The sequence below is a fragment of the Kosakonia sp. S57 genome (assembly GCF_016516575.1).
Classification (GTDB): domain Bacteria; phylum Pseudomonadota; class Gammaproteobacteria; order Enterobacterales; family Enterobacteriaceae; genus Kosakonia; species Kosakonia cowanii.
In genome coordinates, this window is record NZ_JACVUL010000003.1 from 13128 (window position 1) to 37588 (window position 24461).

The following is a 24461-nucleotide window of genomic DNA, read 5'->3' on the forward strand; positions in this document are numbered from 1 at the left end:
AGACTCACCGCAACTTAGTGGTTACAGAAGAATATCATGAACTTAACGCAAATTTTACGCCGAGTTTTTCGGCGTATCGCACCGCAGCAGTTTGGTTTGTTGGCCGGGATTTTTTGCATCATCGCGCTCTTTTCCGCCCTGCAAATCGCCTCCTCCTTTTTCCTTACCGCCTCGCTTCGCAGCGCGCAGCACGATGAGAGCCTGAACCAACAGGCGCATCTGCAACAGGTGCGGGCAGACGAAGCGCGCATTGCGCTCCTCAGCGCAAGCGATCTGCTCAACCGCGCCGGGGTCTACTTTATGCAGGATAAAGCGACCGGTTCGGACGGCAGCTGGCACAGCCTGATGGACGAAACCCAGCAGGCACTGGCCGCGTCGAATAAAGCCTGGCTTGCTTTTCAGGCGCTCAACCCGCCAAAAGATGAAGGCTTGGTCAACAGTTATCAGCTCTTTTATGGCGCGCTGAAAGAGCAGGCCGACGGGCTGGTGAAAACCCAGTCGATCGATGCCTTTTTTGCCGTTCCGGCACAGGCATTCCAGGCCGATTTCAACGATAACTACGCCCGTTTTCAGCAGGCTGGCGCACAGCACGCCGAGCAGGGAAGGCAGTCGCTGCTTGCCAGCCTCAGCCGTTTGCAGCAGGTCTTTATGCTGATCCCGGCGCTGCTGGTTGCCATTGCGCTGGTGGTGTGGTTCGGCATGTCGCGCTGGGTCATCACCCCGCTGCGTACATTGATTGCTCACATCAATATTCTTGCCGCCGGCGATCTCGGCACGCCATTGCCGCCGGTGCAGCGCTTCAACCGCGAAATCACTCAGCTTAGCCATAGCGTCGGCACCATGCAGCGGGGGCTGCAACAGCTGGTAATGCAGGTGAGCGACGCCACCGCGTCAATGATTGGCACCATCGGCAGCCTGGCGGAAGGCAACCAGTCACTTAATCAGCAGTCGGCGAAGCAGGCGCAGGAGCTGAACGATGTTACCGAGCATATCGCCACGCTGGAGTCCCATGTCGAAGGCAATACCGGTTTTGCTGAAGAGGCGCGCCAGCAGGCAGATGAAGCACGTAAAGTCGCGGCGGGCGGCGACAGGATGATGGAGACGGTGACGCAGTCGATGCGCGAGATTGTCGACCGCTCCGCCGAGATGCGCAATATCGTGGCGCTGATCGACGGCGTGGCGTTTCAGACCAACATTCTGGCGCTGAATGCCGCCATCGAGGCGGCGCATGCGGGCAACCACGGGCGCGGCTTTGCGGTGGTGGCGAAAGAGGTGGGCTTACTGGCGCGTAAGAGCAGCCACTCGACGCAAACCATTCAGCAGCTGATTAACCACTCATTGCAGGGGATCAATGATGGCACCCAGGCGGTGAGCCGTCTCGAAGATAACCTGCAACAGGTGACCGGGCTGGTCGGGCATCTGAGCGGGGTGTTGAGTGAAATCTCTGCCGCCACGCTGAGCCAGGGGGAGAGCATCCATAAGATGACCCGACGCCTTCACTCCCTTAACAGTGTGGCGCGCCGCACCGGTGAGCTGGTGACCACGGCAGCAGCGGCCTCAGAGCAGCTTTATCACGATTCGCAGGTATTGATGCAAGCGGTTGCGCGTTTTCGTCTCAGCGCCTGACGCGGCAAAACAGCTCTGGTATACTCGCAGCCCGATTTGGCCTGTGGGCGAGGAGTGAAAGTGGCATCGGTGATGGATAATGGCGTGCTGGAGACGATAGTCGACCAGGTACGCCCGCTGCTGGGACGCGGAAAGGTCGCGGATTATATCCCGGCGCTGGCGGCAGTCAGCGGCAATAAACTGGGTATAGCGATCAGCACCGTCAATGGGGAGCACTATCAGGCAGGCGATGCCGATGAGCGCTTCTCCATTCAGTCGATCTCAAAAGTGCTTAGCCTGGTGGTGGCAATGAACCACTACGGTGAGGAGGAGATCTGGCAGCGCGTCGGCAAAGATCCTTCCGGCCAGCCTTTCAACTCGCTGCTGCAGCTGGAGATCGAGCAGGGCAAGCCGCGCAATCCGTTCATTAACGCCGGGGCGCTGGTGGTGTGCGATATGCTGCAAAGCCGCCTCAGCGCACCGCGCCAGCGCATGCTGGAGATTGTGCGCAAGCTCGCAGGCGTCGAGGATATCGTTTACGACACGGCGGTGGCGCGATCGGAGTTCGACAACGCCGCGCGCAACACCGCCATCGCCTGGCTGATGAAGTCTTTCGGCAACTTCCACAATGATGTCACCACTGTTCTGCAAAACTACTTCCACTACTGCGCGCTGAAGATAAGCTGCGCTGAGCTGGCGCGCACCTTTCTCTTCCTCGCACAAAGCGGGCAGGCGGAGCACCTCGGCCAGCCGGTGGTGTCGCCAAGGCAGGCGCGGCAGATTAACGCCCTGATGGCGACCAGCGGTATGTACCAGAACGCCGGGGAGTTTGCCTTCCGCGTCGGCCTGCCGGCGAAGTCGGGCGTTGGCGGTGGGATTGTGGCGATTGTGCCTCATGAGATGGCGATTGCCGTCTGGAGCCCGGAGCTGGATGACGCGGGCAACTCGCTGGCAGGCGTCGCGCTGCTGGAAGCGCTCAGCCAGCGCCTTGGCAGATCGGTCTACTGATGGCGGATCTCGACGCGCTGTTTGCCCGCCTCGGGCGCTCAACCTTTCGCTCCCGTTTTCGCTTAGGCGCAAAGGAGCGGCACTATTGCGAAGAGAAGGGGGCAGAGGTGATTGCTGCCCACGCCGCTGATTTTGTCGCCCGGCGCCTTGCGCCTGCGCTGCCTGACAATGACGGTAAACAGACGCCGATGCGCGGCCACCCGGTGTTTATCGCCCAGCATGCCACCGCCACCTGTTGTCGCGGCTGTCTGGCGAAGTGGCACGCCATTGCAGCGGGTCAGCCGCTTTCACCCGCGCAGCAGCAGTATGTTGTTGATGTGATTTATCACTGGCTGGTGATACAGATGAATTCGCCGCGCTGATGGCGGTTGCGCAACACCCTATAGCGGAAAACAAGCATGCTAAGCTTTAGGCTATTTCCGACGCTACTTCGGGCAGCTCCTGCCGCCCGCGACAGGAATTGAGATTTGATGCGAGCTTTGTTGTCCTCCTGGCGTCCGTTCAGGGAAGAGACCCCGCTGATAAATGCGGGGATGATTTTTGCGCTGACTACGCTGTTCTATTTTATCGGCGCGATGATGCGCCTGGTCGAGGAGCTGTCGCTCTTCTGGCCGCTAAACGCGGTGATGGCCGGGGTCTTCGCCCGCTACGCGTTTTTGCACCGCTGGCACTACTACTTAATTAGCTATGTCGCGATGCTGGCTTACGATGCCGTCACCACCAGTTGGGGCACGGCGTCGCTGATCATCAACTTCTCCAATATGGTGTTTATTATCACCATGGCGCAGCTTATTGGTTGGGAGCGGCGCCAGATCGCCAAGACGCCACAGCCGATCAATGCCCTGAAACTCTTTAGTTACTGTCTGGTGGCGGCGCTGCTCTGCGCCTTCTTTGGCGCGCTGGGCTCGGTCGGGATTGACGATCAGGGTTTCTGGCCGCTGCTGGCGGACTGGTTTGGCGAGCAGTTCTCAACGGGCGTGCTGATTTTGCCCTGCCTGCTGACCATGACGCGCCCGCGCGCGCTCAAAGGCTTTTCACTGCCGCAGGTGATGCCGATCCTCGCGCTGGCGGTGTCGGTCGCCGCCTCGGTGATGATTGGCGGTGCCGGAAGCCTGGCGTTTCCGCTCCCGGCGCTGATCTGGTGCGCGGTGCGCTATTCACTGCCGGTAACCTGCCTGGTGACGCTTATCACCGGCGGGCTGGAGATTATGCTGGTCTCGAGCGGGCAGATCGATATTCACGTCCACTCGCCGTTTGATATTCCGCAGATGCTCTCGGCGCGCCTTGGCGTGGCAACGATGGCCATCTGCCCGGTGATTGTGTCGGTCAGCGTTGAAGCCATCAACCGCCTGATGCGCCAGGTGTCTTTGCGCGCCGATTTTGATTTCCTCACCCGCGTTTACTCCCGCTCCGGCTTGTATGAAGCCCTGCGCAAAGAGGAGAAGCGCTTTGTCGGCAAGCACCTGTCGGTGATGCTGATGGATATCGACTACTTCAAAAGCGTCAATGACAGTTATGGTCACGAGTGCGGCGACAAAGTGCTGACTTCATTCGCGCAAAAAGTGCAGCAGGAGCTTGGCACACGCGGGCTGGTGGCGCGTATGGGCGGCGAGGAGTTTGTGGTGGTCGCCGTAACAGACGATGCGACGGCAGGCAAAGCGCTGGCGGAGACGCTGCGCCATGCGGTGGAAACCCATCTCTTTAAATGGCGCCAGCAGACGCTACATCTGACGATGAGCGTCGGCATCGGGCACGGCACGCCGGACCCGCGCCACTTAACCGAGGGGTTCAATGATCTGCTGGCTGAGGCCGATGAGCATCTCTACCGCTCGAAGAACCATGGCAGAAACTGCACTAGCGATAGCCAAAACGATGCGCGGGAAGTGGCTGTTTCGCCCGCCACGTGAAATAAGCAACACAATAAATATTAATAACTTATAAATATCTTGCGGCTGATTTTTGAGACCAATATGATTAACGTCGCGCGGTCGCAAGCAGCGGATTCGCTCACCCTGACAAACGTGCCGAATAGGCTACGCTTAATGCTGTAAACCGTTGTCTACTCGCCCGTTTGCTTGAGCGCGGCGGTCCAGACTGAGAATGATGAGATCGGCACTCTATGAAAACACCTGCGATTCCCGCAAATGAGGCACAGCGCCTGGCGTCATTACATGACTCCGGCCTGCTGGAGGGTGGCGTCAACGCCCGTTTAGACCGCTTAACGCGCCTGGCGCAACGGATGTTCAATGTCCCGGCGGCGTTGATTACGCTGGTCGATGAAGAGACGCTCCATTTTAAATCCACCGGCGGTTATCCGGCTGAAGCCCAGACGCTGCCGCGCAACATCTCCTTTTGCGGTCACGTTATTTTGTCTGAAACGGCGATGATCATTGAAGATACCCATCTTGATGAGCGGTTTACCGATAATCCGCTGGTGACCGGCGAACCGCACATTCGTTTCTATGCTGGTTACCCGCTGCGCCTGCCGGACGGCGCGCTGGTGGGATCGCTGTGCGTGATTGATAAGGCGGCGCGCGGCTTTTCCGGCGCGGAAGTCGACACCCTGAAAGATTTCGCCATGATCGTCGAAGATGAGTTCGCGGTGATGAGCGCGGCGACGACCGATGAGTTAACCGGTCTCTTTAACCGCCGTGGCTTCGATAACCTGGCGAAGTTCGCGATTGTTGGCGCACGCCGCCGCGCACAGCCATTGACGCTCGCGTGGATCGACCTTGATAACTTCAAAGAGATTAATGACACCTACGGCCACGGCGAAGGGGATGAAGCCCTGAAGGCGATGGCGGAGGTGATGACCGCCAGCCTGCGCGAAGCGGATCTGCGGGTTCGCTACGGCGGCGACGAGTTCGCGATTGTCTTCTCCGATACCAATGAAGAGGGCGCATGGATTGCGATGCAGCATCTGGTCGAACAGGTTGAGGCCTGGAACCAGCAATCGGGTAAACCCTGGAAGCTCGGTTTCTCCTGGGGCGTCAGCGAGTTTAATCACGATGGCAGTGACGATCTGCGCGCCTGGATGAAAGAGGCGGATGAGAAGATGTATGCCATGAAATCCCGCAACAATCGCGGGCGCTGATCCATAACGAAATCGTATGGGCGCGGCGCTTGAGTTAGCCTGTTCCGCGTTGAATAGTGGTCATTTTACAAGGAAGACAAATGACCGCTTATCATATCAATAGCCTCTCTGGTGAGGCGATCCTCTGCCATATCGACAGCCTGTGCGGCGTGCTGGAAAACTGCGTCGCCGGCGGTGCCTCCGTCAGCTTTATGCACCCGCTTTCGCGGGAAAAATCACATCAATTTTGGTCCGGGGTTGCCGCAAGCGTAACGCGCGGTGAGCGCATTGTGCTGGCCGCGCAGGATGAGGCGGGTGAGGTTGTCGGCACCGTGCAGGTGGTGCTCGATCAGCCGGAGAACCAGCCGCACCGCGCCGAAGTCTCGAAATTACTGGTGCATGGTAACGCGCGACGTCAGGGGCTGGCGCGTAGCCTGATGACAGCGCTGGAGCGTGAGGCGCAGGCGCACGGGAAAAGCGTGCTGGTGCTGGATACAGCGACCGGCAGCGGGGCGGAGAACTTCTACACCGCCTGCGGCTGGCAGCGGGTGGGTGAGATCCCGCGTTACGCGCTGATGCCGGATGGAAATGTGACGGCGACGACACTTTTTTACAAGTTCATATAACTGGCGCCAATAAGCCGCGCCAGTTTGATCAAAACAGGGTTTCATGGTCGTAAAGTCTGATAAGTTATTACACCAATCTTCCGAGGTTGTATGACTAATCTAAAAAAGGAACCCACTGTGAACACATTAAACCGTCGCAATTTTCCCGGGGCTGACTATCCAGAACGTATTATTCAGTTTGGCGAAGGGAATTTTTTGCGCGCTTTTATCGACTGGCAAATCGATCTGTTGAACGAGCACACCGACCTTAACGCCGGTGTGGTGGTGGTTCGCCCAATCGAGAGTGATTTCCCGCCTTCTCTGAGCACGCAGGATGGTCTCTACACCACCATTATTCGCGGCCTCAACGAGCAGGGCGAAGCGGTGAGCGACGCGCGTCTTATCCGCTCCGTTAACCGCGAAATCAGTGTTTACACGCAGTATGACGAGTTTCTTAAACTGGCCCACAATGCGGATATCCGCTTCGTTTTCTCCAATACCACTGAAGCAGGTATCAGCTACCACGCCGGGGATAAATTCGATGATGCCCCAGCGGTAAGCTACCCGGCTAAACTGACCCGCCTGCTGTTTGAACGCTTCCGCCATTTTGCCGGTGCGCAGGATAAAGGCTGGATCATTATCCCTTGTGAATTAATTGATTATAACGGCGACGCGCTGCGTGAACTGGTGCTGCGTTATGCCAACGAGTGGGCGCTGGGCGCGGAATTTATCCAGTGGCTTGAGACTGCGAACAGCTTCTGCTCGACGCTGGTTGACCGCATTGTTACCGGTTATCCGCGTGATGAAGTGGCGAAACTGGAAGCGGAGCTGGGTTATCAGGATGCCTTCCTCGATACCGCCGAGCACTTCTATCTGTTTGTGATTCAGGGGCCAAAATCGCTGGCCGCTGAGCTGCGTCTGGATAAATACCCGCTGAATGTGCTGATTGTGGATGACATCAAGCCATATAAAGAGCGTAAGGTGGCGATCCTCAACGGAGCGCATACGGCGCTGGTGCCGGTCGCATTCCAGGCGGGTATCGATACGGTTGGCGAAGCGATGAGCGACACGGAGATCTGTGCGTTTGTTGAGAAGGCGATTTACGAAGAGATCATTCCGGTGTTGGATCTGCCGCGCGATGAGCTGGAGTCTTTCGCCAGCGCGGTGACCGGGCGTTTCCGTAACCCCTATATCAAACACCAACTGCTCTCTATCGCCCTGAACGGCATGACCAAATACCGCACCCGCATTCTGCCTCAGCTGCTGGCAGGGCAAAAAACCAGCGGTGAATTACCTGCGCGCCTGACCTTTGCGCTGGCGGCGCTGATTGCGTTTTATCGCGGTGAGCGTGACGGGAAAAGTTATCCGGTGCAGGATGATGCGCACTGGATTGAGCGTTACCAACAGCTGTGGAGCCAGCATGGTGACCGTCAAATTAACACCCGCGAGCTGGTGAGTGCGGTGCTGTCGGTGAGCGAACATTGGGAGCAGGATCTGAGCAAGGTGCCGGGTCTGGTGGAGCAGGTGACGCGCGATCTGGATGCGATTCTGCTGCGCGGCATGCGCGAAGCGGTAAAACCGCTCTGCTGAGAGCTGGCTGTTAAATGCCGGATGGCGCTGGCGCTTATCCGGCCTACATTTTCCACTTCCACAAACCACTCGATCCCCGTAGGCCGGATAAGGCGCAGCCGCCATCCGGCAATTCCACATATCACTCGATCCCCGTAGGTCGGATAAGGCGCAGCCGCCATCCGGCAATTCCACACACCACTCGATCCCCGTAGGCCGGATAAGGCATAGCCGCCATCCGGCAAAACAGCGATAGCTGAAAGAACCCCTCTAGTTACAACATACTATTAGCGAGTTGTATAACAGGTTCCAGCAACCTCTGCGCCAATACCACGTCGGGCAGGGCGAAATTGCGTCACAATCCATTAGCAAACTTGCAACTGTGACATTGATCACGTTTAATAGCCGCTGCGCTCCTTTTCCCCCTGAATAATTATGATTGTCCGTCCTGAAAAACACTGGCTTGCTCGTCTCTTCGTCTGGCACGGCTCCGTACTGCCGAAAATCGCTTCACGCCTGACCATGAACTTCCTGCTTTCGGTCGCCGTCATCTGGATGCTGCCGTGGTATACCTCGCTGGGCATCAAGCTAACGGTCGCACCGTTCAGCATTCTCGGTGTGGCGATTGCTATCTTCCTCGGTTTTCGCAACAACGCCTGTTTTGCCCGCTACTCGGAAGCGCGTCTGTTGTGGGGGCAGTTGATGATCGCCTCGCGCTCGCTGCTGCGGGAAGTGAAAACCACGCTGCCAGACGAAAGTGACGTGCGCCACTTTATGCAGCTACAGTTCGCCTTTGCCCACGCGCTGCGCATGACGCTGCGACGCAAACCGCAGGGCGACGTGCTGTCAAAATATCTCTCGGCTGATGAGTTACGGCAGGTCTTAAATGCCCATTCGCCGGCAAACCGTATTCTGCTGTTGATGGGCCAGTGGCTGGGCGAGCGCAGGGCACAAGGAGCGCTGTCGGATATTATGTTCCACAGCATTACTCAGCGCTTACACGATATGTCCGCGGTGCAGGCCGGCTGCGAGCGTATCTTTAATACGCCGCTGCCTTTTGCCTATTCACTGATTTTGCACCGCACGGTCTATCTCTTCTGCATCATGCTGCCGTTTGCGCTGGTGGTGGATCTGCACTTTATGACGCCCTTTATCTCGGTGCTGATCTCCTACACCTTTATCTCGCTCGATACGCTGGCGGAAGAGCTGGAAGATCCCTTTGGCGAAGAGGATAACGATCTGCCGCTGGATGCCTACTGCAACGCGATTGAAATCGATCTGCTGCAAATGGAAGACGCCGACGATCTGCCGGTCAAACTGACACCGGACAAAAATTACCAGTTGACCTAAACTTACAGGGGCGTAAGCCGTAAGATTTTTTCACTCTCCTGGCTCAGGTCATCTAAAAAGAGGGACATGTGATGGAAAAGTCCGATAAAACCTTCTCGTTCGCGCTGACGTTTATCGTTGGCCTGTCACTGCTCGCCACGGCATGGGATATCTCACTTTTTAGTAGCCTGCCGTGAGCCATCTGCCAGCAGCGCCTGCGTCTCTTGCGCCGGGCGCTGCAACAGTTCAATCGCCTCTTCAGCTGACGTGACATTGGTGTAACCGATAATCAAACCGTAACGTGGCGAATCGCCCCTGTACCACTCTGAAAGCGGGCTGACCTGCAACTGATGTTGTTGCCAGAGTTGTGCCAGCGCCACATCCTGCGTGCTATTACGCAAAAAGGCGATGATATGCATGCCACCGTCGCGCACCTCTACATCAAAAAGCTGCGGATAAATCTGCGCCAGCGCCGCCAGCACGAACCCGCGCCGGGCAGAGTAAAGATTGCGCATCTTCTTCAGATGTTTATAAAAGTGGCCTTCGCTGAGAAAGGCGGCGAGGATCTTTTGCGTTAACAGCGGCTGGCCGCTCTCGGTGAGTTCAGCCGTTTGCCGGAACTGCGCGATCAGCGCGCGCGGCAGCACCAGATAACTGGTGCGTAAGGAGGGCAGCATGGTTTTGCTGAAGGTGCCCATATAGATGACCCGGTCATCACTATCGAGGCTTTTCAGCGCAGGCACCACTTTGCGCGTGTAGTGAAACTCGCCGTCGTAATCATCCTCAACAACCCAGCTATTATGCTGTGTTGCCCACGCCAACAGCTGCTGTCTGCGGGGCAGGGAGAGGGTGACCGCCAGCGGGCTTTGGTGTGACGGTGTCACAAATAGCAGATGGGCGTCATGGTGATGGCGCAGCAGAAACTGCATATCCAGACCGTCGTTATCGACCGGCACGCTATGCAGTTGCTGGCACGTATGCTCGAGAATGCGCTGGCCTAAAAAATAACCCGGCTCTTCCAACACCACTTTCTGCTGAGGGCCTGCAAGCAGGGTGAGGATCAGCCGCAAATTGTGCTGATACCCTCCAGTGATCACCACCTGTTCCGGACTGCAGGCGAGCCCGCGCGAAACATTCAGATAGTGGGCAATAGCGTCGCGCAGAGGAGCGTAGCCCATTAACGGCGGCGTAAGCATTTCGCCCGGATGCAGCGCGCGCACCGCTTTAGCGCTGAGCAGCAGCCATTTTTTACTCGGGAAGGCATCAAGCGCCGGAATGCCGAGGCGCAAGAAACCGCTCTGTTTACGTTCGGCGTCGCCAAACGTTGACGCTGGGGTGGAAAGGGGCTTATCGCGAGCTTTACGCTTGACCGGCGACAGCACCAGTTCAGGATTGACGCGTGTGCCGCGCGCGCCATCGCTAACCAGAAACCCTTCACCAACCAGAATCGACCACGCGGTTTCCACCGTTTTTCGCGCCACGCCCAGTTCGCTGGCCAGCACGCGCACTGAAGGGACTTTATCTCCCGGCTTGAGCAAACCTTGCGTGATGCTGTCGCGATATTGCGAATAAATAGCTCTGTATCCCGGCTTCATGTCCTACCTGTTTTTCGCGTTTTTGCGTCTTTTTTCTGCGACATTGACGCGTAATATAGCCCCCGTTGAAACAATAAACGAGGCAAATAATATGAGCACCCGCATCAATCTCTTCCAGCGCGTTCCCGATCTGATCAACGCCTTTTCCGCCGCCAGCCAGGCGGCGCACAACAGCGGTCTGGATAGCACACTCAAAAATCTGGTTGATATTCGTGCCTCGCAGCTAAACAGCTGCGCTTTCTGTCTGGATATGCACATTAAACAGGCGCGGATTCTGGGTGAGCGGGAGTTACGGTTGCATCATGTCGCCATCTGGCGCGAATCGCCGCTATTCACCGCGAAAGAGAAGGCGGCGCTGGCGTTGACCGAAGCCCTGACCCGGCCCGGTGCTGAAGGGGTAAGCGATGCCATTTATGACGCGGCGCGTGAACATTTTGATGAAGTGGCGTTATCAGAGCTGGCGTTTGCTATCTCGATTATCAACACCTGGAACCGTTTGATGATCGTCTCGAAAACCGCGCCGGGCGCGCTCGATAAAGCCTACGGCCTCGATCGCGCGAATCTCGAATAGCCGTGCGGTTTCGTCGGCCGGATAAGCGTAGCGCCATCCGGCAACACAATCCGGCACCCATGCAAAATCAGTGCAGTTTCGTATGCCGGATAAGCGCCAGCGCCATCCGGCAATACAGCCCGGCTCATGGCTGAACCGGGCAGGAACATCGCTTTCCGACGTCAAAAAACCATTAATGCGCCAACTGGAAGAAACGCACCGAGTTGCGCAGCGCCTCGCTCTGCTCCGTCATGGATTGCGCTGCCACCGCGGCCTGTTCCACCAGCGTGGCGTTCTGCTGGGTCACCTGGTCCATTTGATCGATGGCGACGCTGATCTCTTTAATCCCCTGATGCTGCTCGGTTGAAGCGGCGGAAATATCGGCGACAATATCCGTCACCTTATTCACCGACGAGACAATCTCCTCCATCGCACGGCTGGCGGTATCGGCAAAACGCGAACCGTCGGTGATTTTTTCCACCGTCCCCTCAATCAACTGCTTAATCTCTTTTGCCGCATCGGCGCTCTTCTGCGCCAGGTTACGCACTTCGCCTGCGACCACCGCAAACCCTTTACCCTGTTCACCAGCGCGCGCCGCTTCCACGGCGGCGTTGAGCGCCAGAATATTGGTCTGGAACGCGATCCCCTCAATCACCGAAATAATGTCGACAATCTTCTGCGAACTGTCAGAGATCTCATGCATGCGCGTCAGCATATCGTTAACCTCTTTGCCGCCCTTTAGCGCGGTTGCAGAGGTCTGGCGCGCCAGCTCGCTCGCTTTGCGGGCGTTCTCCGCATTACTCTTCACGTTTTCCGTGATCTGTTGCATGTTCGATGACGTCTGCACCAGCGACGCGGCCTGCTCCTCGGTGCGCTGCGACAAGTCATTGTTACCCTCGGCAATCTCACCGGCGGCATGGGAGATCGATTCGCTGCCATCAATAATGCCGCGAATAATCTCCGCCAGCTGGCTGTTCATATATTTAATCGTCGCCAGCAGACTATTGCTGTCACCTTCACGCAGATCGACCGCCGTCTCCAGCTTGCCGGCAGCCACCGCCTGCATAATCGACATCGCATAATCCGGCTCGCCGCCCAGTTGCCGCGCCAGGCTGCGCGAAATAAAGAGGGCGCTCACGCCTGTCGCAATCAGCGCCAGCAGCAGTAAGCCGATCAGCACATAGAGCGCGTGGTTGTAATTCGCCTGCGTCGTTTCGCCCATACGATCGCCGATAGCCACTTCCATATCGACCAGCGTCGCCAGGTCTTTCATCAACTGCGTGCGGTACTTCGCCGACACCACGCCGCTGATTTTCGCCGCTTCTGCCGCGTCGCCGTGGTTCATCGCCTCAATCACTTTCGCGTTGACGTCGATGAAGTTTTTGAAGTTATCAACCACCATAACAAACAGCGCGTTCATCTCCGGCGTTGCATCGGCAGAGATTTTTGCGTACTGCCGCTGGGCATTGAGGAAGGTCTGCTGGTTTTGCAGCAGCTCATTACGATGTTGATCGAGGGAAGCGGGGGTTGTCGAAGCGATGTACTGCACCTGCTGTAAGCGCATTTCCGCTAACACACCGCGCATCTCAAGGGTGTAGCGAATGCCGGGCATGCGCTCCTGGCGGAATTTATCAATTTGTTGTTTGCTGCCGTTAAGCTGATAAATAGAGACAATGCCAACAATTAACATCATCACAATAAGAATAGAGAAACCAACGAGCAGTTTCGTTAATACCGTCGCGTGCGCAATTTTTTTCATGATCCTGAAGTTTTAAAAAAGAGTGGTACTGGTAATAACGGCAGAAACCGCAGAAAGATTGAGGTTAAAATTCGATCTGTATCACATATCGCACTGATATTAGGGCAAATATCTTACAGATGAGGTCAGTTTCAATTAAGGCAAGTGAGGGTGTTAAATAAGATCGGAGAGGTCTGTTAATTAATTGAAATAATATTTCACTTAAAGCGATAAATATATTCGCGCACGTTTGCGTGCGCGAATAATTAACCTTTAAGACTCAGCGGCAGCTCATCTGCCCACTTAGTGGCTTGCGTCATTAATTCTGATACTGCGGAGTAAGGCAGGCCAATCTTGTTTGCGATCGCGCTGGTCTCATCCCATAAACGCTGTTCATAGACGCGGGCGAGGTGAACATAGGGGTAGAGTTCGCCGCTCTCTTTTTCCAGCGCTGTTGCCACATCCGGCGAGACGGAGATCTGCTCCATCAGCTCTTCAAGCGGCAGGCCGAGGATCACATCCAGCAGGGAGAAGAGCCCCACCAGGAAAGCGTCATTGGCGACATTATTGCTGGAAGTGCGCGCCGCCACCAGTTCGCAAAACTTGGCGCGGATCAGGCTCAGATAGTAGATCTCGGTATTGGTAACATGCTCAAACGACGTAAGACAGGCCACCAGTACAAAACGGCGCATCTCGTTGATGCCGAGGTAAACCACAATGTCGCGTAAGGACTGGTTACGAAAGCCGCTAATCCCGCGTGTGTTATATAAGATGTTCTGCGCATAACGCATGATCTTAAACGACAGCGAAACATCGCGTTTCAACAGCTCTTCAATGCGGTTTAAGTTCGGCGACTCGACGTTCACTTCCTGCATCAACCGTAGTGCGAAGGCGCGGTTCTGCACCAGCTTGTTGCGCTTAGAGACCACCGGCTTGCTGAAGAAATAGCCCTGGAAGAGGCGAAAACCCAGTTTTTTATAGGCTTCGAACTCATCATAGGTTTCTACTTTTTCCGCCAGCAGCACCGCGTGGCGCAGCGCATCGCGGTTGGCGTTAACCCAGGCGTCAATCTCTTCCAGTGAGCTTCGTCTGATATCGAACTTAATCACATCGATATAGGGCAGGAAAGCGTCCCACTGGTTGCCGGGTGCGAAATCGTCGAGAGCGACGCGAAAGCCAAGGTTCTGCAGGCGTTTTACCGTCTCCAGCAGTTGCTTGTCCGGCTGCGCATCTTCAAGGACTTCGATCACCACGCGGTTTTTCGGCAGCGTTTCGGCAAGACCGTCAATCAGTAACTGGTAGGGGAAATTGACATATACCGTCGTCAGATCGTTCTTACGTCCGACAGGCGCACTGAGAAACTGCTCTTCGATCAGTTGGGTCGTGGCTTGCTCGGCAGAGATCTCCGGAAAACGGTTATCCATGCTATTGCGGAACAGCAGTTCGTAACCGACGGTGTTCAGTTGGTTATCAAAGATCGCCTGTCTGGCCACAAAAGAAAACATTTACCACCCCGTACACCGTGTACTTTTGTATAAGTATTACAAATATATAAGCTTATAACACGCCCTGAATAGCCGAAGCGTGTGTCTGATACTAAAAAAGTGACCTTTAGCGCTAAAAATATAGGCCAGCAAAGCGGTAAGTGTACAGGTAATGAGGATATTCTTAAGCGTAACCGCTCAAAGTAGCAGCATCACGCTGTAAAAAACGGCAAATATGCAGGAAAGCGTAAGCGAGGCAGGGGATAAAACAGGCGCTGCACCTGCGTAACAGTCAAAATCGCTGTCCGGCATGGTGCAGCGCCAAAGGCGCGGGATTAAGTACGCGGCGTCTGTTCAGCCGGCGCGGTGGCATGAACTTCGTTCACGCGTTTACGCACGCCAAACCAGCCGGCAATCAGCAGAACGGCGATCAGCGGAATAGAGCCGATAGTGAAGGTACCGTTCGGATAGTCGAACGCCATCAGTACCAGTACGCTGAGCAGGAACAGCAGCGTCAGCCAGGAGGTCACCGGCGCACCGGGCATCTTGAAGCTGACATCTTCTGCTTTGCCTTCGCGGATCGCTTTGCGCAGGCGCATCTGGCACACCACGATAAAGCCCCATGAAGCGATAATCCCCAGCGACGCGACGTTCAGCACAATCTCAAACACCTGCGACGGCACCAGGTAGTTCAGGAACACGCCCACAATGTAGACGCAGATTGTCGCCAGGATACCGGCATACGGCACCTGCTGGCGGCTCATCTTCGACATAAACTTCGGTGCGGAACCGCCCATCGACATCGAGCGCAGAATACGTCCGGTGCTGTAGAGGCCGGAGTTGAGGCTGGAGAGCGCGGCGGTCAACACCACGATATTCATCACGTCGCCAATGTACGGCACGCCAAGCTTCGAGAAGAAGGTGACGAACGGGCTTTGTCCCGCCTGGTAAGCGTTCCACGGCAGCAGCAGCACCAGCAGCACCACCGAGCCAACGTAGAACAGGCCGATACGCCAGATCACGCTGTTGATCGCTTTCGGTACCATGGTCTTCGGCTCTTTACATTCGCCTGCGGCGGTGCCGACCAGCTCAATAGAGGCGAAGGCGAATACCACGCCCTGCACCAGCACCAGTGCGGCCATCATGCCGTGGGGGAAGAAACCGCCGTTATCGGTAATCAAATGGAAGCCGGTGCTGTTGCCGTCAAGCGGTTTGCCGGTGCCGAGGAAAACCGTCCCGACCACCAGAAACAGCACAATCGCCAGCACTTTCAGCAGCGCAAACCAGAACTCCATCTCGGCGAACCACTTCACGCCGATCATGTTCATGGTGCCGACGATCGCCAGCGCGCCGAGGGCGAAGACCCACTGCGGCACGTCGCCAAAGGCGCCCCAGTAGTGCATATAAAGCGCGACGGCGGTGATATCGACAATGCCGGTCATCGCCCAGTTGATGAAGTACATCCAGCCGGCGACATAGGCGGCTTTTTCACCGAGGAACTCACGGGCGTAAGAGACGAAGCTGCCGCTGGAAGGGCGGTGTAAAACCAGTTCGCCCAGCGCACGCAGAATAAAGAACGAGAAGATACCGCAAACGAGATAGACGATAGCCAGCGATGGCCCGGCCATTTGCAGTCGCGCGCCGGCACCGAGGAAAAGACCGGTACCGATTGCGCCGCCGATGGCGATCATTTGTACATGGCGGTTACCCATCGCCTGGCTGTAGCCCTCTTCATGAGAGTTCAGCCAGCGACGTTTCGCCGCGTGATGCTCCGTGGTGTTGTTGTTCTCTGTTTTCATTGCATTACCCTGTTGACCTGTCTGACCTTGCGGAATGTCTCAAGCCGCAGCACAAAAACCACACGATTTGCACCGTCGGCTACACGTTCTCTCTTTCCATTGTTTCTGTGTATGGATAAGGGAAAACATGGCGCAGCATCGTAACCGCAATCGTTTACTGACGCAAAACATACCCAGCCGTAAACAGCACACTATTAGTCGAAATTGTGAAGTCAACTCCATCAAGCAGAGGAAATGATTCAGGATGGTGAAAAATGCAACAGAAAAAACCACAACCATAAAACGGTGTTTTACCCAGCCAGCACCTGCATTTGTCATCATTCATTTGCAGAACAAATAGCTTGAGCGCCTGGCAACGCTGACTTTGCGAATTTTTTGCTTACCAAATGTAAATTAATTGTTTCACAGCAGATTCTGCGCGCTCCAGTATTGGCTCATCTTCTCTGACACGAGAGCGTGCCATGTCTTACCGACTAAGTTTGCTGGACAAAAGCCCCATCGCGGAGCATGAAACCGCGCAGGACGCGCTCCTGCGCACGCTGCAACTGGCGCAGCAGGCGGAAAACTGGGGCTATCACCGCTTCTGGATAGCTGAACACCACAACACGTCACAGCTGGCGAGCCCGTCACCAGAGCTGCTGATCGCCTGGATACTCGGCCAGACGCGGCGCATCCGCGTCGGCTCCGGCGGCGTGATGCTGCAACACTACAGCCCCTACAAAGTGGCGGAGAATTTTAATCTGCTGGCGAACCTTGCGCCGGGGCGTGTCGACCTTGGGGTCGGTAAAGCGCCCGGCGGTTTACCGCTCTCCACCCGCGCGTTGCAGCAGGGGGTGAACCCAGAAGAGAAGGGGCGCTTTGCCGATCAACTGGCGCAACTGGATAACTGGCTGTCGCTAACTCCGGACGAAACCGCGGATGAATCCTTACTGGCGACGCCGCTTGCGCCAGTGCAGGCGGAGCGTTTCCTGCTCGGCGCCAGTCTTGAGAGCGCCACACTTGCGGCATCCCTCGACTGGAACTTTGTCTACGCCGCGCATCTCAACGGCGACAAAACCCTTTTTCGTGACGTTGTCACTAAATGGCAGCAACTAAGCCGCCGCGACACGCTGGTTGCCGTGCAGGTGATTGTGGCAGAAACCCAGGCGCAGGCTGACACGCTGGCGCAGCAGGTTGAGGTGTGGGGCGTTGAGCTGGCGAACGGGCAAAAAGTGAGCGTGGCGAGTGAAGCGCAGGGGCAGGCCTTTGCCCGCCAGGCTGGCAGCCCTGCAGTGCGTATTGCGCGGCGCGAAAGCGCAATCATTGCCGGCACGCCAGAGCAGGTGCGGGCCGGGCTGGATGAGCTGCATCAGCAGTTTGGCATTGACGAATTTATTATCGACACGCCGGTGGCGGAAGGACGCGCGCGCGTAAACTCGCTCCTGCTGCTGGGGCAGGCGGTCGCGCAGACGCAAACCCTACAGGAGGTGGCGGGATGAGTTTTACCGAACAGTTAATTGCGTGGCGGCGCGAGCTGCATCAGCACCCGGAGCTTTCACTCCAGGAGTTTGAAACCACGCGGCGCATTCGCCACTGGCTGGAGCATGCCGGGCTGCGCCTGTTGCCGCTCGATCTGCCGACCGGAGTGGTCGCGGAAGTCGGAAGTGGCGAAAAGGTGATCGCGCTCCGCGCCGATATCGACGCGTTACCAATTGAGGAGGCGGTTGACTCGCCGTTTGCCTCGCGCAACCCCGGCGTGATGCACGCCTGTGGGCACGATATTCATACCAGCGTCATGCTCGGCGCGGCGTTGCTGTTAAAGGAGCGTGAGCAGCACCTGCCGGGCAGGGTGCGCATCCTGTTTCAGCCAGCGGAAGAGAGTTTTGGCGGCGCGAAACGGCTGATTAAGGCTGGCGCGCTCGAAAATGTGAGCGCGATATTTGGCATGCACAACGAACCCGGCCTGCCGGTCGGCGCATTTGCCACCCGCGGCGGCGCGTTTTACGCCAATGTCGATCGCTTCAGTCTGAAGGTGAGCGGTAAAGGGGCGCACGCGGCGCGGCCGCATGAGGGCAATGACGCCATACTGCTCGCCAGCCAGCTGGTTGTGGCGCTGCAAAGTATCGCCAGCCGCAACGTCAACACCCTCGAATCGGTGGTGCTAAGCGTGACGCGCATTCAGGGCGGCAATACCTGGAACGTGCTGCCGGAGCATGTCGAGCTGGAAGGAACTCTGCGCACCCACGATGCGGCTATTCGCGCGCAGGTGAAAAAGCGCGTTGAGGCGATCGCCGGCGGGCTGGCGCAGGCCTTCGATGCCGGTATTGCGGTGACCTGGTTCGACGGCCCGGATGCGCTGGTCAATCACCCGCAGTGGGCGGACTTCGCCCGCGAGGTCGCCAACGAGCACGGCTACCGTACCGCAGAGGCGGATCTGCATATGGGCGGGGAGGATTTCGCCGTTTATCTCCAGCAGATACCCGGCGCGTTTGTCAGTATCGGCAGCGCCAGCCCGTACGGTCTGCACCACCCCGCGTTCAATCCTGACGAAGGGCTGATTGATGAGGCGGCGCGCTACTTTGCCCGCCTGGCAGAAAAAGCCTTACAGCACGCTTAACAAACCTTTAAATGACCTGGGGCGGTGGCTCCGGGCCACCTGTTGCCTGAATTCCGGAGGGAGTATGTCTACAGCACGACAATTGCGGCTTGGCACCATCTTGCATGGCGCATCGGGAAATATGTCCGCCTGGCGACATCCTGCGGCGGTCGCCGACGCCAGTATTAATTTTGACTTTGTGCAGGAGACGGCGCGTATCGCTGAGCAGGGGAAACTCGATTTCTTATTTGTCGCTGACGGCTTATATATCAATGAAAAATCGATCCCCCACTTCTTAAATCGCTTTGAACCGCTGACGGTGCTGTCGGCGCTGGCAAGCGTCACCCGGCATCTTGGTCTGGTGGGCACGCTCTCAACCTCCTATAGCGAACCCTTTACCGTGGCGCGGCAGTTCGCCAGCCTCGATCACCTGAGCCATGGCCGGGCAGGCTGGAACGTCGTCACCTCACCGCTGGAGGGCTCGGCGAAAAACTTCTCCCGTGAAAAACACCCGGATCACGCCCTGCGTTACCGCATTGCCGATGAGTATCTCGATGTGGTGAAAGGGTTGTGGGACTCCTGGGAGGAGGACGCCTTTATTCGTGATAAAGCCAGCGGGCAATTTTTCGACCCGGCGAAACTGCACACCCTCAACCACCACGGCGACTTTTTCCAGGTCGCAGGCCCGCTGAACATTGGCCGCACGCCGCAGGGCAGGCCGATTATTTTCCAGGCGGGCGCCTCGGAGGATGGCAAAAAACTGGCGGCGCGCCATGCCGATGCCATTTTTACTCACCATGAAACCTTAGCGGAGGCGCAAGCCTTCTACCGCGACGTGAAACAGCAGCTGGAACAGCACGGGCGACATGATGACGAGCTGCACATTTTCCAGGGCGTCAGCGTGATTGTCGGCGACAGTGAAGCGGATGCCGAGCAGCAGTATCAAACCACCGCCGCGCTGGTCTCCATTAATGATGCGCTCAACTACCTCGGGCGCTACTTCGAGCACCACGACTTTAGCCAGTACCCGCTCGACGAACCCTTCCCGGAGATTGGTGACTTAGGGCAGAACAGCTTTCGCAGCACCACCGATGAGATCAAGCGCAACGCCCGCGAACGCCAGCTGACGCTGCGCCAGGTGGCACTGGAGAGCGCCTCGCCGCGTCCGCGTTTTTCCGGCACCGCTGAACAGGTGGCCGACGGCTTGCAGGCGTGGTTTGAGAGCCGCGCCGCCGACGGGTTCATCATCCAGGGCGGTACGCCGGATACCTTCCCGCGCTTTGTCGAAAAAGTAGTGCCGATCCTGCAAGCGCGCGGTCTGTTCCGCACTGACTACCCCGGCACAACCCTGCGCGAAAGTTTAGGCCTGGCGCTGCCCGCACATCCCCGGTCAACACAATAGAAGAAGAGAACACTATGCAGAGACGCACCCTTTTACTGGCGGCAACGCTTGCATTGACGCCGCTGGCGCAGGCCAGCGAGGTGACCATCAATGGCACCGGCGTTAGCCTTGAGGCCAATTCCACGCCGATCCATACGGCGAAAAACCCGCAGGCGATAAGCCAACTGCCGCAAGGGTACCGCTTTGTGCAGCCGGGTAAGTTCACCGTGGCGGTTGCCGCGCTTAACTCGCCGCCGCTAACGGTGTTTGCCGCTGACAACAAAACCCTGCTCGGCAGCGAAGTGGATATTGCCCGGCTGGTGGCCGACAGCCTCGGGCTTGAACTGAATGTGGTGCCGACCTCCTGGGAGGACTGGCCGCTGGGCGTCGCCTCCGGCAAATATGATGCCGCGATCAGCAATATCACCGTCACCCAGGCGCGCAAAGCGAAGTTTGATTTCGCTACCTATCGCAAAGACTCCCTCGGTTTTTATGTCAAAACCACAAGCCCCATCAAACAGATTCAGCAGGCGGCGGATATCGCCGGGCTGCGCATCATTGTTGGCTCCGGCACCAATCAGGAGGCGATCCTGCTGGCCTGGAACGCGGAAAACCTGAAGAAGGGGCTTAAAGCCTTTACGCCGGTCTACACCAAAGATGACGCCGCGCAGACGCTGGCGCTGCAATCCGGTCGTGCGGATGCCTTCTTTGGCCCCAATGTGATTGGTGCCTGGAAAGCGGCGCTGACAGGCAAAACCCGGCTGGTGGGTAGCGTCGACGGCGGCTGGCCAAAGGCGGCGCATATTGCCGTGACGTTGCGTAAAGGCAACGGGCTGGCACCGGCGGTACAGAGCGCGCTGAATGGTGCGATGGCGAGCGGCGATTACGACAAGGTGCTCAACCGCTGGGGTGAAGGGGTAGAGCGTATCGCGCAATCAGAAATTAACCCGCCAGGCCTTGGCGATTAAGGAGCAGAGGATGAACGAACGTTTCCGCGATGTCTCGCCCGACGCCGACGAGCTGCAACCGATCCTCGCCGGGCTGTTTGCTGAGTATGCCGCCCGCTACGGCGACTACTTCTCCCGCGACGCCGAAGTGGAGCTGACTGAGTGGTATTTACCGCCGCAGGGGCTGTTTATCGTGCTGGAGCGCGACGGAAAGATCATCGCCACCGGCGCTTACAAACCTTTTGATCAGCGCACTGCCGAAATCAAACGCATCTGGACCGACGCCTCGCTGCGCCAGCAGGGGCTGGCGGCGCGCGTGGTGCAGGAGCTGGAGCGCCGCGCCGAGCTTGCCGGTTATAGCCAGATCTACCTGACTACCGGCTTTCGCCAGCCGGAAGCGGTACGGCTCTACCTGAGCCAGGGCTACCAGCCGCACTTCGACCTGACGCGCGATACGGAAGAGTACAGCCTGCCGCCATTTGATGGCCGGCTGCGCTTCAGCAAAGTGCTGTCGTCGGCCCGTCTGAGCAAAACCGCCTGAGGAGCGACCATGAAAAGTACCGAAACAATCAAAGTGGTGCCGGCCCGCTACCCGCTGCGCACCGTGGGGGCCATCGTCGCGCTGTTTGTGCTGGCGGCGGTGATCCAGTCCGTCGCTTTCAATCCGCGCTGGGAGTGGGGCGTCTTTGCCCGCTGGTTTTTCGACCCGGTGATCCTTGAAGGGTTAGGGCAAACGCTGCTGCTGACGCTGGTCGGCACGGTGTTGAGCGTCATACTCGGCGGGCTGCTGGCGCTGGCGAGGCTCTCCTCGTCGTGGCTGTTGAGCAGCCTTGCCTGGGGCTATATCTGGCTGTTCCGCTCGCTGCCGCTGATTGTGGTGCTGATCATTTTGTATAACTTCTCCTACCTCTATGACTCGCTCGCCATCGGCATCCCCTTTACCGGCATTGAGTGGGCGCGCTACGAGACGATTAATGTGCTCGGCCAGTTCGCCACGGCGGTGGTCGGGCTGACGCTGGTGCAGAGCGCCTATACCGCGGAGATCATTCGCGGCGGTTTTCTTGGCGTCGATCACGGGCAGTATGAAGCCGCTGCCGCGCTTGGGCTTCCCGCCTGGCGGCGCACGGTGCGCATTATTTTGCCGCAGGCGCTGCGCACTATTTTGCCTTCGGGGTTCAATGAAATTATCAGCCTCGCCAAAGGCACGGCGATGGTTTACGTGCTGGCGATGCCGGAGCTTTTTTACACCATCCAGATGATCTACAACCGCACCCAGGAGGTGATCCCGCTGCTGATGGTTGGCGCCGCCTGGTATCTGGTGATCACCAGCGTGCTGTCGGCGATCCAGTATCTGGTTGAACGCTGGCTGGCGCGCAGTGAACGCCGCTCGGCTATCAATCCGTCCGTTTACCGTGCAGCAGCGACAACGCACACCACCCACGCCACGGAGCCTGCCCATGCCCATCTCTCCTGAAGGCCATATCTCGATTAGCGGCGTCAGCAAATATTTTGGCCGCCATAAAGCGCTGGATAATGTGTCGCTGGAGATCCCGCCTGGCACGGTGACGGTGATCCTCGGCCCCTCCGGCTCCGGCAAGTCGACGCTGCTGCGCACCATTAATCACCTTGAGCGCGTCGACGAGGGCTTTATCCGTATCGACGGCGAGTACATCGGCTACCGCCAGAAGGGGGACAAACTCTACGAGCTGAAAGAGAAGGAGATCCTGCGCCAGCGGGTCAACGTCGGGTACGTGTTTCAGAACTTCAATCTCTTTCCGCACCTGACGGTGCTGGAGAATCTGATTGAAGCGCCGATTGCCCATAAAAAGCTGAGCCGCAAAGCGGCGGTCGAGCAGGCTTTTGAACTGCTGGATGTGGTCGGGCTGCGCAACAAAGCCGATGCCTGGTCGCGTCATCTCTCCGGCGGCCAGCAGCAGCGTATCGCCATCGCCCGTGCGCTCTCGCTGCGCCCGCGCGTGATGCTGTTTGATGAACCAACCTCCGCGCTCGATCCCGAACTGGTGGGCGAGGTGCTGGATGTGATCAAAAAGCTGGCGCGGGCCGGATCGACGCTGGTGGTAGTGACCCATGAGATCGGTTTTGCCCGCGAGGTCGCCGACCAGGTGGTGTTTATGGTCGACGGCAAAATTGTGGAGCAGGGGAGTAGTGAGGCGGTGCTGAACCAGCCGCAGCACGCCCGCACGCGCCAGTTCCTCTCGAAAGTGCTGTAAGGAGTGCGCATGAAACAGGCATTACTGGCGCTGATAGTGTTCAGCGCAGGTCCGGTTGTGGCCGGGCAGATCGATCTGCGCGCCAACGAGCAGCCGATTGTGGCCAAACGGGATGAAGCGGCGATCGCCAAAATCCCGGCGAATTACCGTTTTGTCGAGCCGGGCACGCTGACGGTTGCCATCTCCGCGCTTAACTCGCCGCCGCTGGCTCTGCTGGCGAGCGATAACCGCACGCGTATTGGCAGCGACCCGGATATTGCCAGGCTGCTGGCGAGCAGTCTTGGTCTCAAGCTGAAACTGGTACCGACCGCCTGGGAGGACTGGCCGCTCGGTATCACCTCCGGGCGCTACGATGTGGCGCTGGTCAATATTGCCGTCACCGAGGCGCGTAAGCAGAAGTTTGACTTCGCCACCTATCGCGCCGACTCACTCGCTTTTTCAGTGAAAGCTACCAGCCCGATAAACGCGATTAGCGGCCCAGCCGACCTGGCCGGGCGCAGAGTGATTGTTGGCTCCGGCACCAATCAGGAGCGGATCTTGCTGCGCTGGAGTGAGGAGAACCGCGCCGCCGGGCGCGAAGCGGCAAAACCGATTTACCTGACGGATGACGCCTCCGGCAATTTGTATATTCAGTCCGGGCGCGCGGACGTGGTATTTGGCCCGCAGTCGGTCGCGGCATATAAAGCGGCGTTGAATGGCACAACAAAAGTGGTCGGGCTGGGGCCGAAGAAAACCTGGGTGGCGACCACCAGCAAAAAGGGCAACGGCCTGGTGCTGGCTTTGCAGGCGGCGATCAACGGCGCCATCGCGCGCGGCGAGTATCAACAGGTGCTGGCGCGCTGGGGTGAGCAGGGCGAAGGGGTTGAGACTTCGCAGGTCAATCCGCCGGGCGTGAACTGGTAAAAAATGATAGCGCTAACATGATTGTTGTGGGCTTTTGCAGCTTGTTTAGTGCACCAAACTTGTACAAAA

General features: G+C 57.6%; 19 protein-coding genes and 1 pseudogene. 16 read left to right on the plus strand and 4 right to left on the minus strand.

The features are described 5' to 3' along the window. Nucleotides 1-36: 36 nt before the first annotated feature. The 8 genes from IAE48_RS03370 to IAE48_RS03405 all read left to right on the plus strand — a co-directional run bounded on the left by IAE48_RS03370 (nt 37) and on the right by IAE48_RS03405 (nt 9210). Complete coding sequence (locus IAE48_RS03370) at nt 37-1626, plus strand: methyl-accepting chemotaxis protein (protein ID WP_200133473.1); 1590 nt, start codon at nt 37-39, stop codon at nt 1624-1626. Between the two features lie 60 nt (nt 1627-1686). Beyond that, on the plus strand, nt 1687-2613 hold the full coding sequence (gene glsB, locus IAE48_RS03375) for a glutaminase B (RefSeq protein WP_200133474.1): 927 nt from the start codon (nt 1687-1689) through the stop codon (nt 2611-2613). Next, nucleotides 2613-2975 (plus strand): DUF4186 domain-containing protein, encoded by a 363-nt coding sequence (locus tag IAE48_RS03380; protein WP_200133475.1) that lies wholly within the window; start codon nt 2613-2615, stop codon nt 2973-2975. The genes glsB and IAE48_RS03380 overlap by 1 nt, the downstream gene beginning before the upstream one ends. Nucleotides 2976-3083: 108 nt before the next feature. Continuing rightward, nucleotides 3084-4520 carry a GGDEF domain-containing protein gene (locus IAE48_RS03385; RefSeq protein ID WP_200133476.1) on the plus strand — a complete coding sequence of 479 codons (1437 nt, stop codon included), beginning with the start codon at nt 3084-3086 and terminating at the stop codon, nt 4518-4520. Nucleotides 4521-4732: 212 nt separating this feature from the next. Beyond that, nucleotides 4733-5707: a diguanylate cyclase gene (locus IAE48_RS03390; RefSeq protein WP_042715599.1), complete on the plus strand. Its 975-nt coding sequence runs from the start codon at nt 4733-4735 to the stop codon at nt 5705-5707. Nucleotides 5708-5787: 80 nt separating this feature from the next. Beyond that, entirely contained in the window at nt 5788-6312 is a 525-nt protein-coding gene (locus tag IAE48_RS03395; protein WP_200133477.1) for an N-acetyltransferase, read from the plus strand. A gap of 117 nt (nt 6313-6429) precedes the next feature. Then, complete coding sequence (locus IAE48_RS03400; RefSeq protein ID WP_200133478.1) at nt 6430-7881, plus strand: tagaturonate reductase; 1452 nt, start codon at nt 6430-6432, stop codon at nt 7879-7881. 414 nt (nt 7882-8295) lie between these two features. Continuing rightward, nucleotides 8296-9210 (plus strand): bestrophin family protein, encoded by a 915-nt coding sequence (locus IAE48_RS03405; protein ID WP_023478787.1) that lies wholly within the window; start codon nt 8296-8298, stop codon nt 9208-9210. Nucleotides 9211-9362: 152 nt separating this feature from the next. Here the strand turns inward: IAE48_RS03405 and IAE48_RS03410 are convergent, their stop codons facing one another. Beyond that, nucleotides 9363-10784 (minus strand): PLP-dependent aminotransferase family protein, encoded by a 1422-nt coding sequence (locus IAE48_RS03410; protein WP_200133479.1) that lies wholly within the window; start codon nt 10782-10784, stop codon nt 9363-9365. A 91-nt stretch (nt 10785-10875) separates the two neighbouring features. On the opposite strand from IAE48_RS03410, the gene IAE48_RS03415 reads away from it, so the two are divergent. After that, on the plus strand, nt 10876-11355 hold the full coding sequence (locus IAE48_RS03415; RefSeq protein ID WP_200133480.1) for a carboxymuconolactone decarboxylase family protein: 480 nt from the start codon (nt 10876-10878) through the stop codon (nt 11353-11355). Nucleotides 11356-11527: 172 nt separating this feature from the next. Here the strand turns inward: IAE48_RS03415 and IAE48_RS03420 are convergent, their stop codons facing one another. From IAE48_RS03420 to ansP, 3 genes are all read right to left on the minus strand, one after another. After that, nucleotides 11528-13093: a methyl-accepting chemotaxis protein gene (locus IAE48_RS03420; protein WP_200133481.1), complete on the minus strand. Its 1566-nt coding sequence runs from the start codon at nt 13091-13093 to the stop codon at nt 11528-11530. A gap of 245 nt (nt 13094-13338) precedes the next feature. Next, entirely contained in the window at nt 13339-14577 is a 1239-nt protein-coding gene (locus tag IAE48_RS03425) for an EAL and HDOD domain-containing protein (RefSeq protein WP_042715587.1), read from the minus strand. A 314-nt stretch (nt 14578-14891) separates the two neighbouring features. Beyond that, nucleotides 14892-16355 (minus strand): L-asparagine permease, encoded by a 1464-nt coding sequence (gene ansP, locus IAE48_RS03430; protein ID WP_023478618.1) that lies wholly within the window; start codon nt 16353-16355, stop codon nt 14892-14894. 461 nt (nt 16356-16816) lie between these two features. Between ansP and IAE48_RS03435 the strand changes: the two genes are divergently transcribed. The 7 genes and pseudogenes from IAE48_RS03435 (at nt 16817) to IAE48_RS03470 (ending at nt 24392) form a co-directional block, all read left to right on the plus strand. Next, entirely contained in the window at nt 16817-17833 is a 1017-nt protein-coding gene (locus IAE48_RS03435) for an LLM class flavin-dependent oxidoreductase (RefSeq protein WP_200133482.1), read from the plus strand. Next, nucleotides 17830-18951, plus strand: coding sequence for an amidohydrolase (locus IAE48_RS03440; protein WP_200133483.1), 1122 nt, complete (start codon nt 17830-17832; stop codon nt 18949-18951). Before IAE48_RS03435 ends, IAE48_RS03440 begins: the two co-directional genes overlap by 4 nt. Nucleotides 18952-19015: 64 nt before the next feature. Then, nucleotides 19016-21279: pseudogene (locus IAE48_RS23995) on the plus strand (NtaA/DmoA family FMN-dependent monooxygenase). A gap of 10 nt (nt 21280-21289) precedes the next feature. Then, nucleotides 21290-21799 carry a GNAT family N-acetyltransferase gene (locus IAE48_RS03455; protein ID WP_200133486.1) on the plus strand — a complete coding sequence of 170 codons (510 nt, stop codon included), beginning with the start codon at nt 21290-21292 and terminating at the stop codon, nt 21797-21799. A 9-nt stretch (nt 21800-21808) separates the two neighbouring features. Then, nucleotides 21809-22732, plus strand: a complete 924-nt coding sequence (locus IAE48_RS03460) for an amino acid ABC transporter permease (protein WP_023478874.1) — start codon at nt 21809-21811, stop codon at nt 22730-22732. Next, nucleotides 22716-23489, plus strand: a complete 774-nt coding sequence (locus IAE48_RS03465) for an amino acid ABC transporter ATP-binding protein (RefSeq protein ID WP_200133487.1) — start codon at nt 22716-22718, stop codon at nt 23487-23489. Before IAE48_RS03460 ends, IAE48_RS03465 begins: the two co-directional genes overlap by 17 nt. A 9-nt stretch (nt 23490-23498) precedes the next feature. Further along, complete coding sequence (locus tag IAE48_RS03470) at nt 23499-24392, plus strand: transporter substrate-binding domain-containing protein (protein ID WP_042718555.1); 894 nt, start codon at nt 23499-23501, stop codon at nt 24390-24392. Nucleotides 24393-24461 lie beyond the last annotated feature (69 nt).

Bases quoted from the DNA above. Each gene is read 5' to 3' on its own strand.
- IAE48_RS03370 (WP_200133473.1), top strand. From the start codon at position 37: ATGAACTTAACGCAAATTTTACGCCGAGTTTTTCGGCGTATCGCACCG.
- IAE48_RS03380 (WP_200133475.1), top strand. From the start codon at position 2,613: ATGGCGGATCTCGACGCGCTGTTTGCCCGCCTCGGGCGCTCAACCTTT.
- IAE48_RS03385 (WP_200133476.1), top strand. From the start codon at position 3,084: ATGCGAGCTTTGTTGTCCTCCTGGCGTCCGTTCAGGGAAGAGACCCCG.
- IAE48_RS03390 (WP_042715599.1), top strand. From the start codon at position 4,733: ATGAAAACACCTGCGATTCCCGCAAATGAGGCACAGCGCCTGGCGTCA.
- IAE48_RS03395 (WP_200133477.1), top strand. From the start codon at position 5,788: ATGACCGCTTATCATATCAATAGCCTCTCTGGTGAGGCGATCCTCTGC.
- IAE48_RS03405 (WP_023478787.1), top strand. From the start codon at position 8,296: ATGATTGTCCGTCCTGAAAAACACTGGCTTGCTCGTCTCTTCGTCTGG.
- IAE48_RS03410 (WP_200133479.1), bottom strand. From the start codon at position 10,784: ATGAAGCCGGGATACAGAGCTATTTATTCGCAATATCGCGACAGCATC.
- IAE48_RS03415 (WP_200133480.1), top strand. From the start codon at position 10,876: ATGAGCACCCGCATCAATCTCTTCCAGCGCGTTCCCGATCTGATCAAC.
- IAE48_RS03420 (WP_200133481.1), bottom strand. From the start codon at position 13,093: ATGAAAAAAATTGCGCACGCGACGGTATTAACGAAACTGCTCGTTGGT.
- IAE48_RS03425 (WP_042715587.1), bottom strand. From the start codon at position 14,577: ATGTTTTCTTTTGTGGCCAGACAGGCGATCTTTGATAACCAACTGAAC.
- ansP (WP_023478618.1), bottom strand. From the start codon at position 16,355: ATGAAAACAGAGAACAACAACACCACGGAGCATCACGCGGCGAAACGT.
- IAE48_RS03435 (WP_200133482.1), top strand. From the start codon at position 16,817: ATGTCTTACCGACTAAGTTTGCTGGACAAAAGCCCCATCGCGGAGCAT.
- IAE48_RS03440 (WP_200133483.1), top strand. From the start codon at position 17,830: ATGAGTTTTACCGAACAGTTAATTGCGTGGCGGCGCGAGCTGCATCAG.
- IAE48_RS03455 (WP_200133486.1), top strand. From the start codon at position 21,290: ATGAACGAACGTTTCCGCGATGTCTCGCCCGACGCCGACGAGCTGCAA.
- IAE48_RS03460 (WP_023478874.1), top strand. From the start codon at position 21,809: ATGAAAAGTACCGAAACAATCAAAGTGGTGCCGGCCCGCTACCCGCTG.
- IAE48_RS03465 (WP_200133487.1), top strand. From the start codon at position 22,716: ATGCCCATCTCTCCTGAAGGCCATATCTCGATTAGCGGCGTCAGCAAA.
- IAE48_RS03470 (WP_042718555.1), top strand. From the start codon at position 23,499: ATGAAACAGGCATTACTGGCGCTGATAGTGTTCAGCGCAGGTCCGGTT.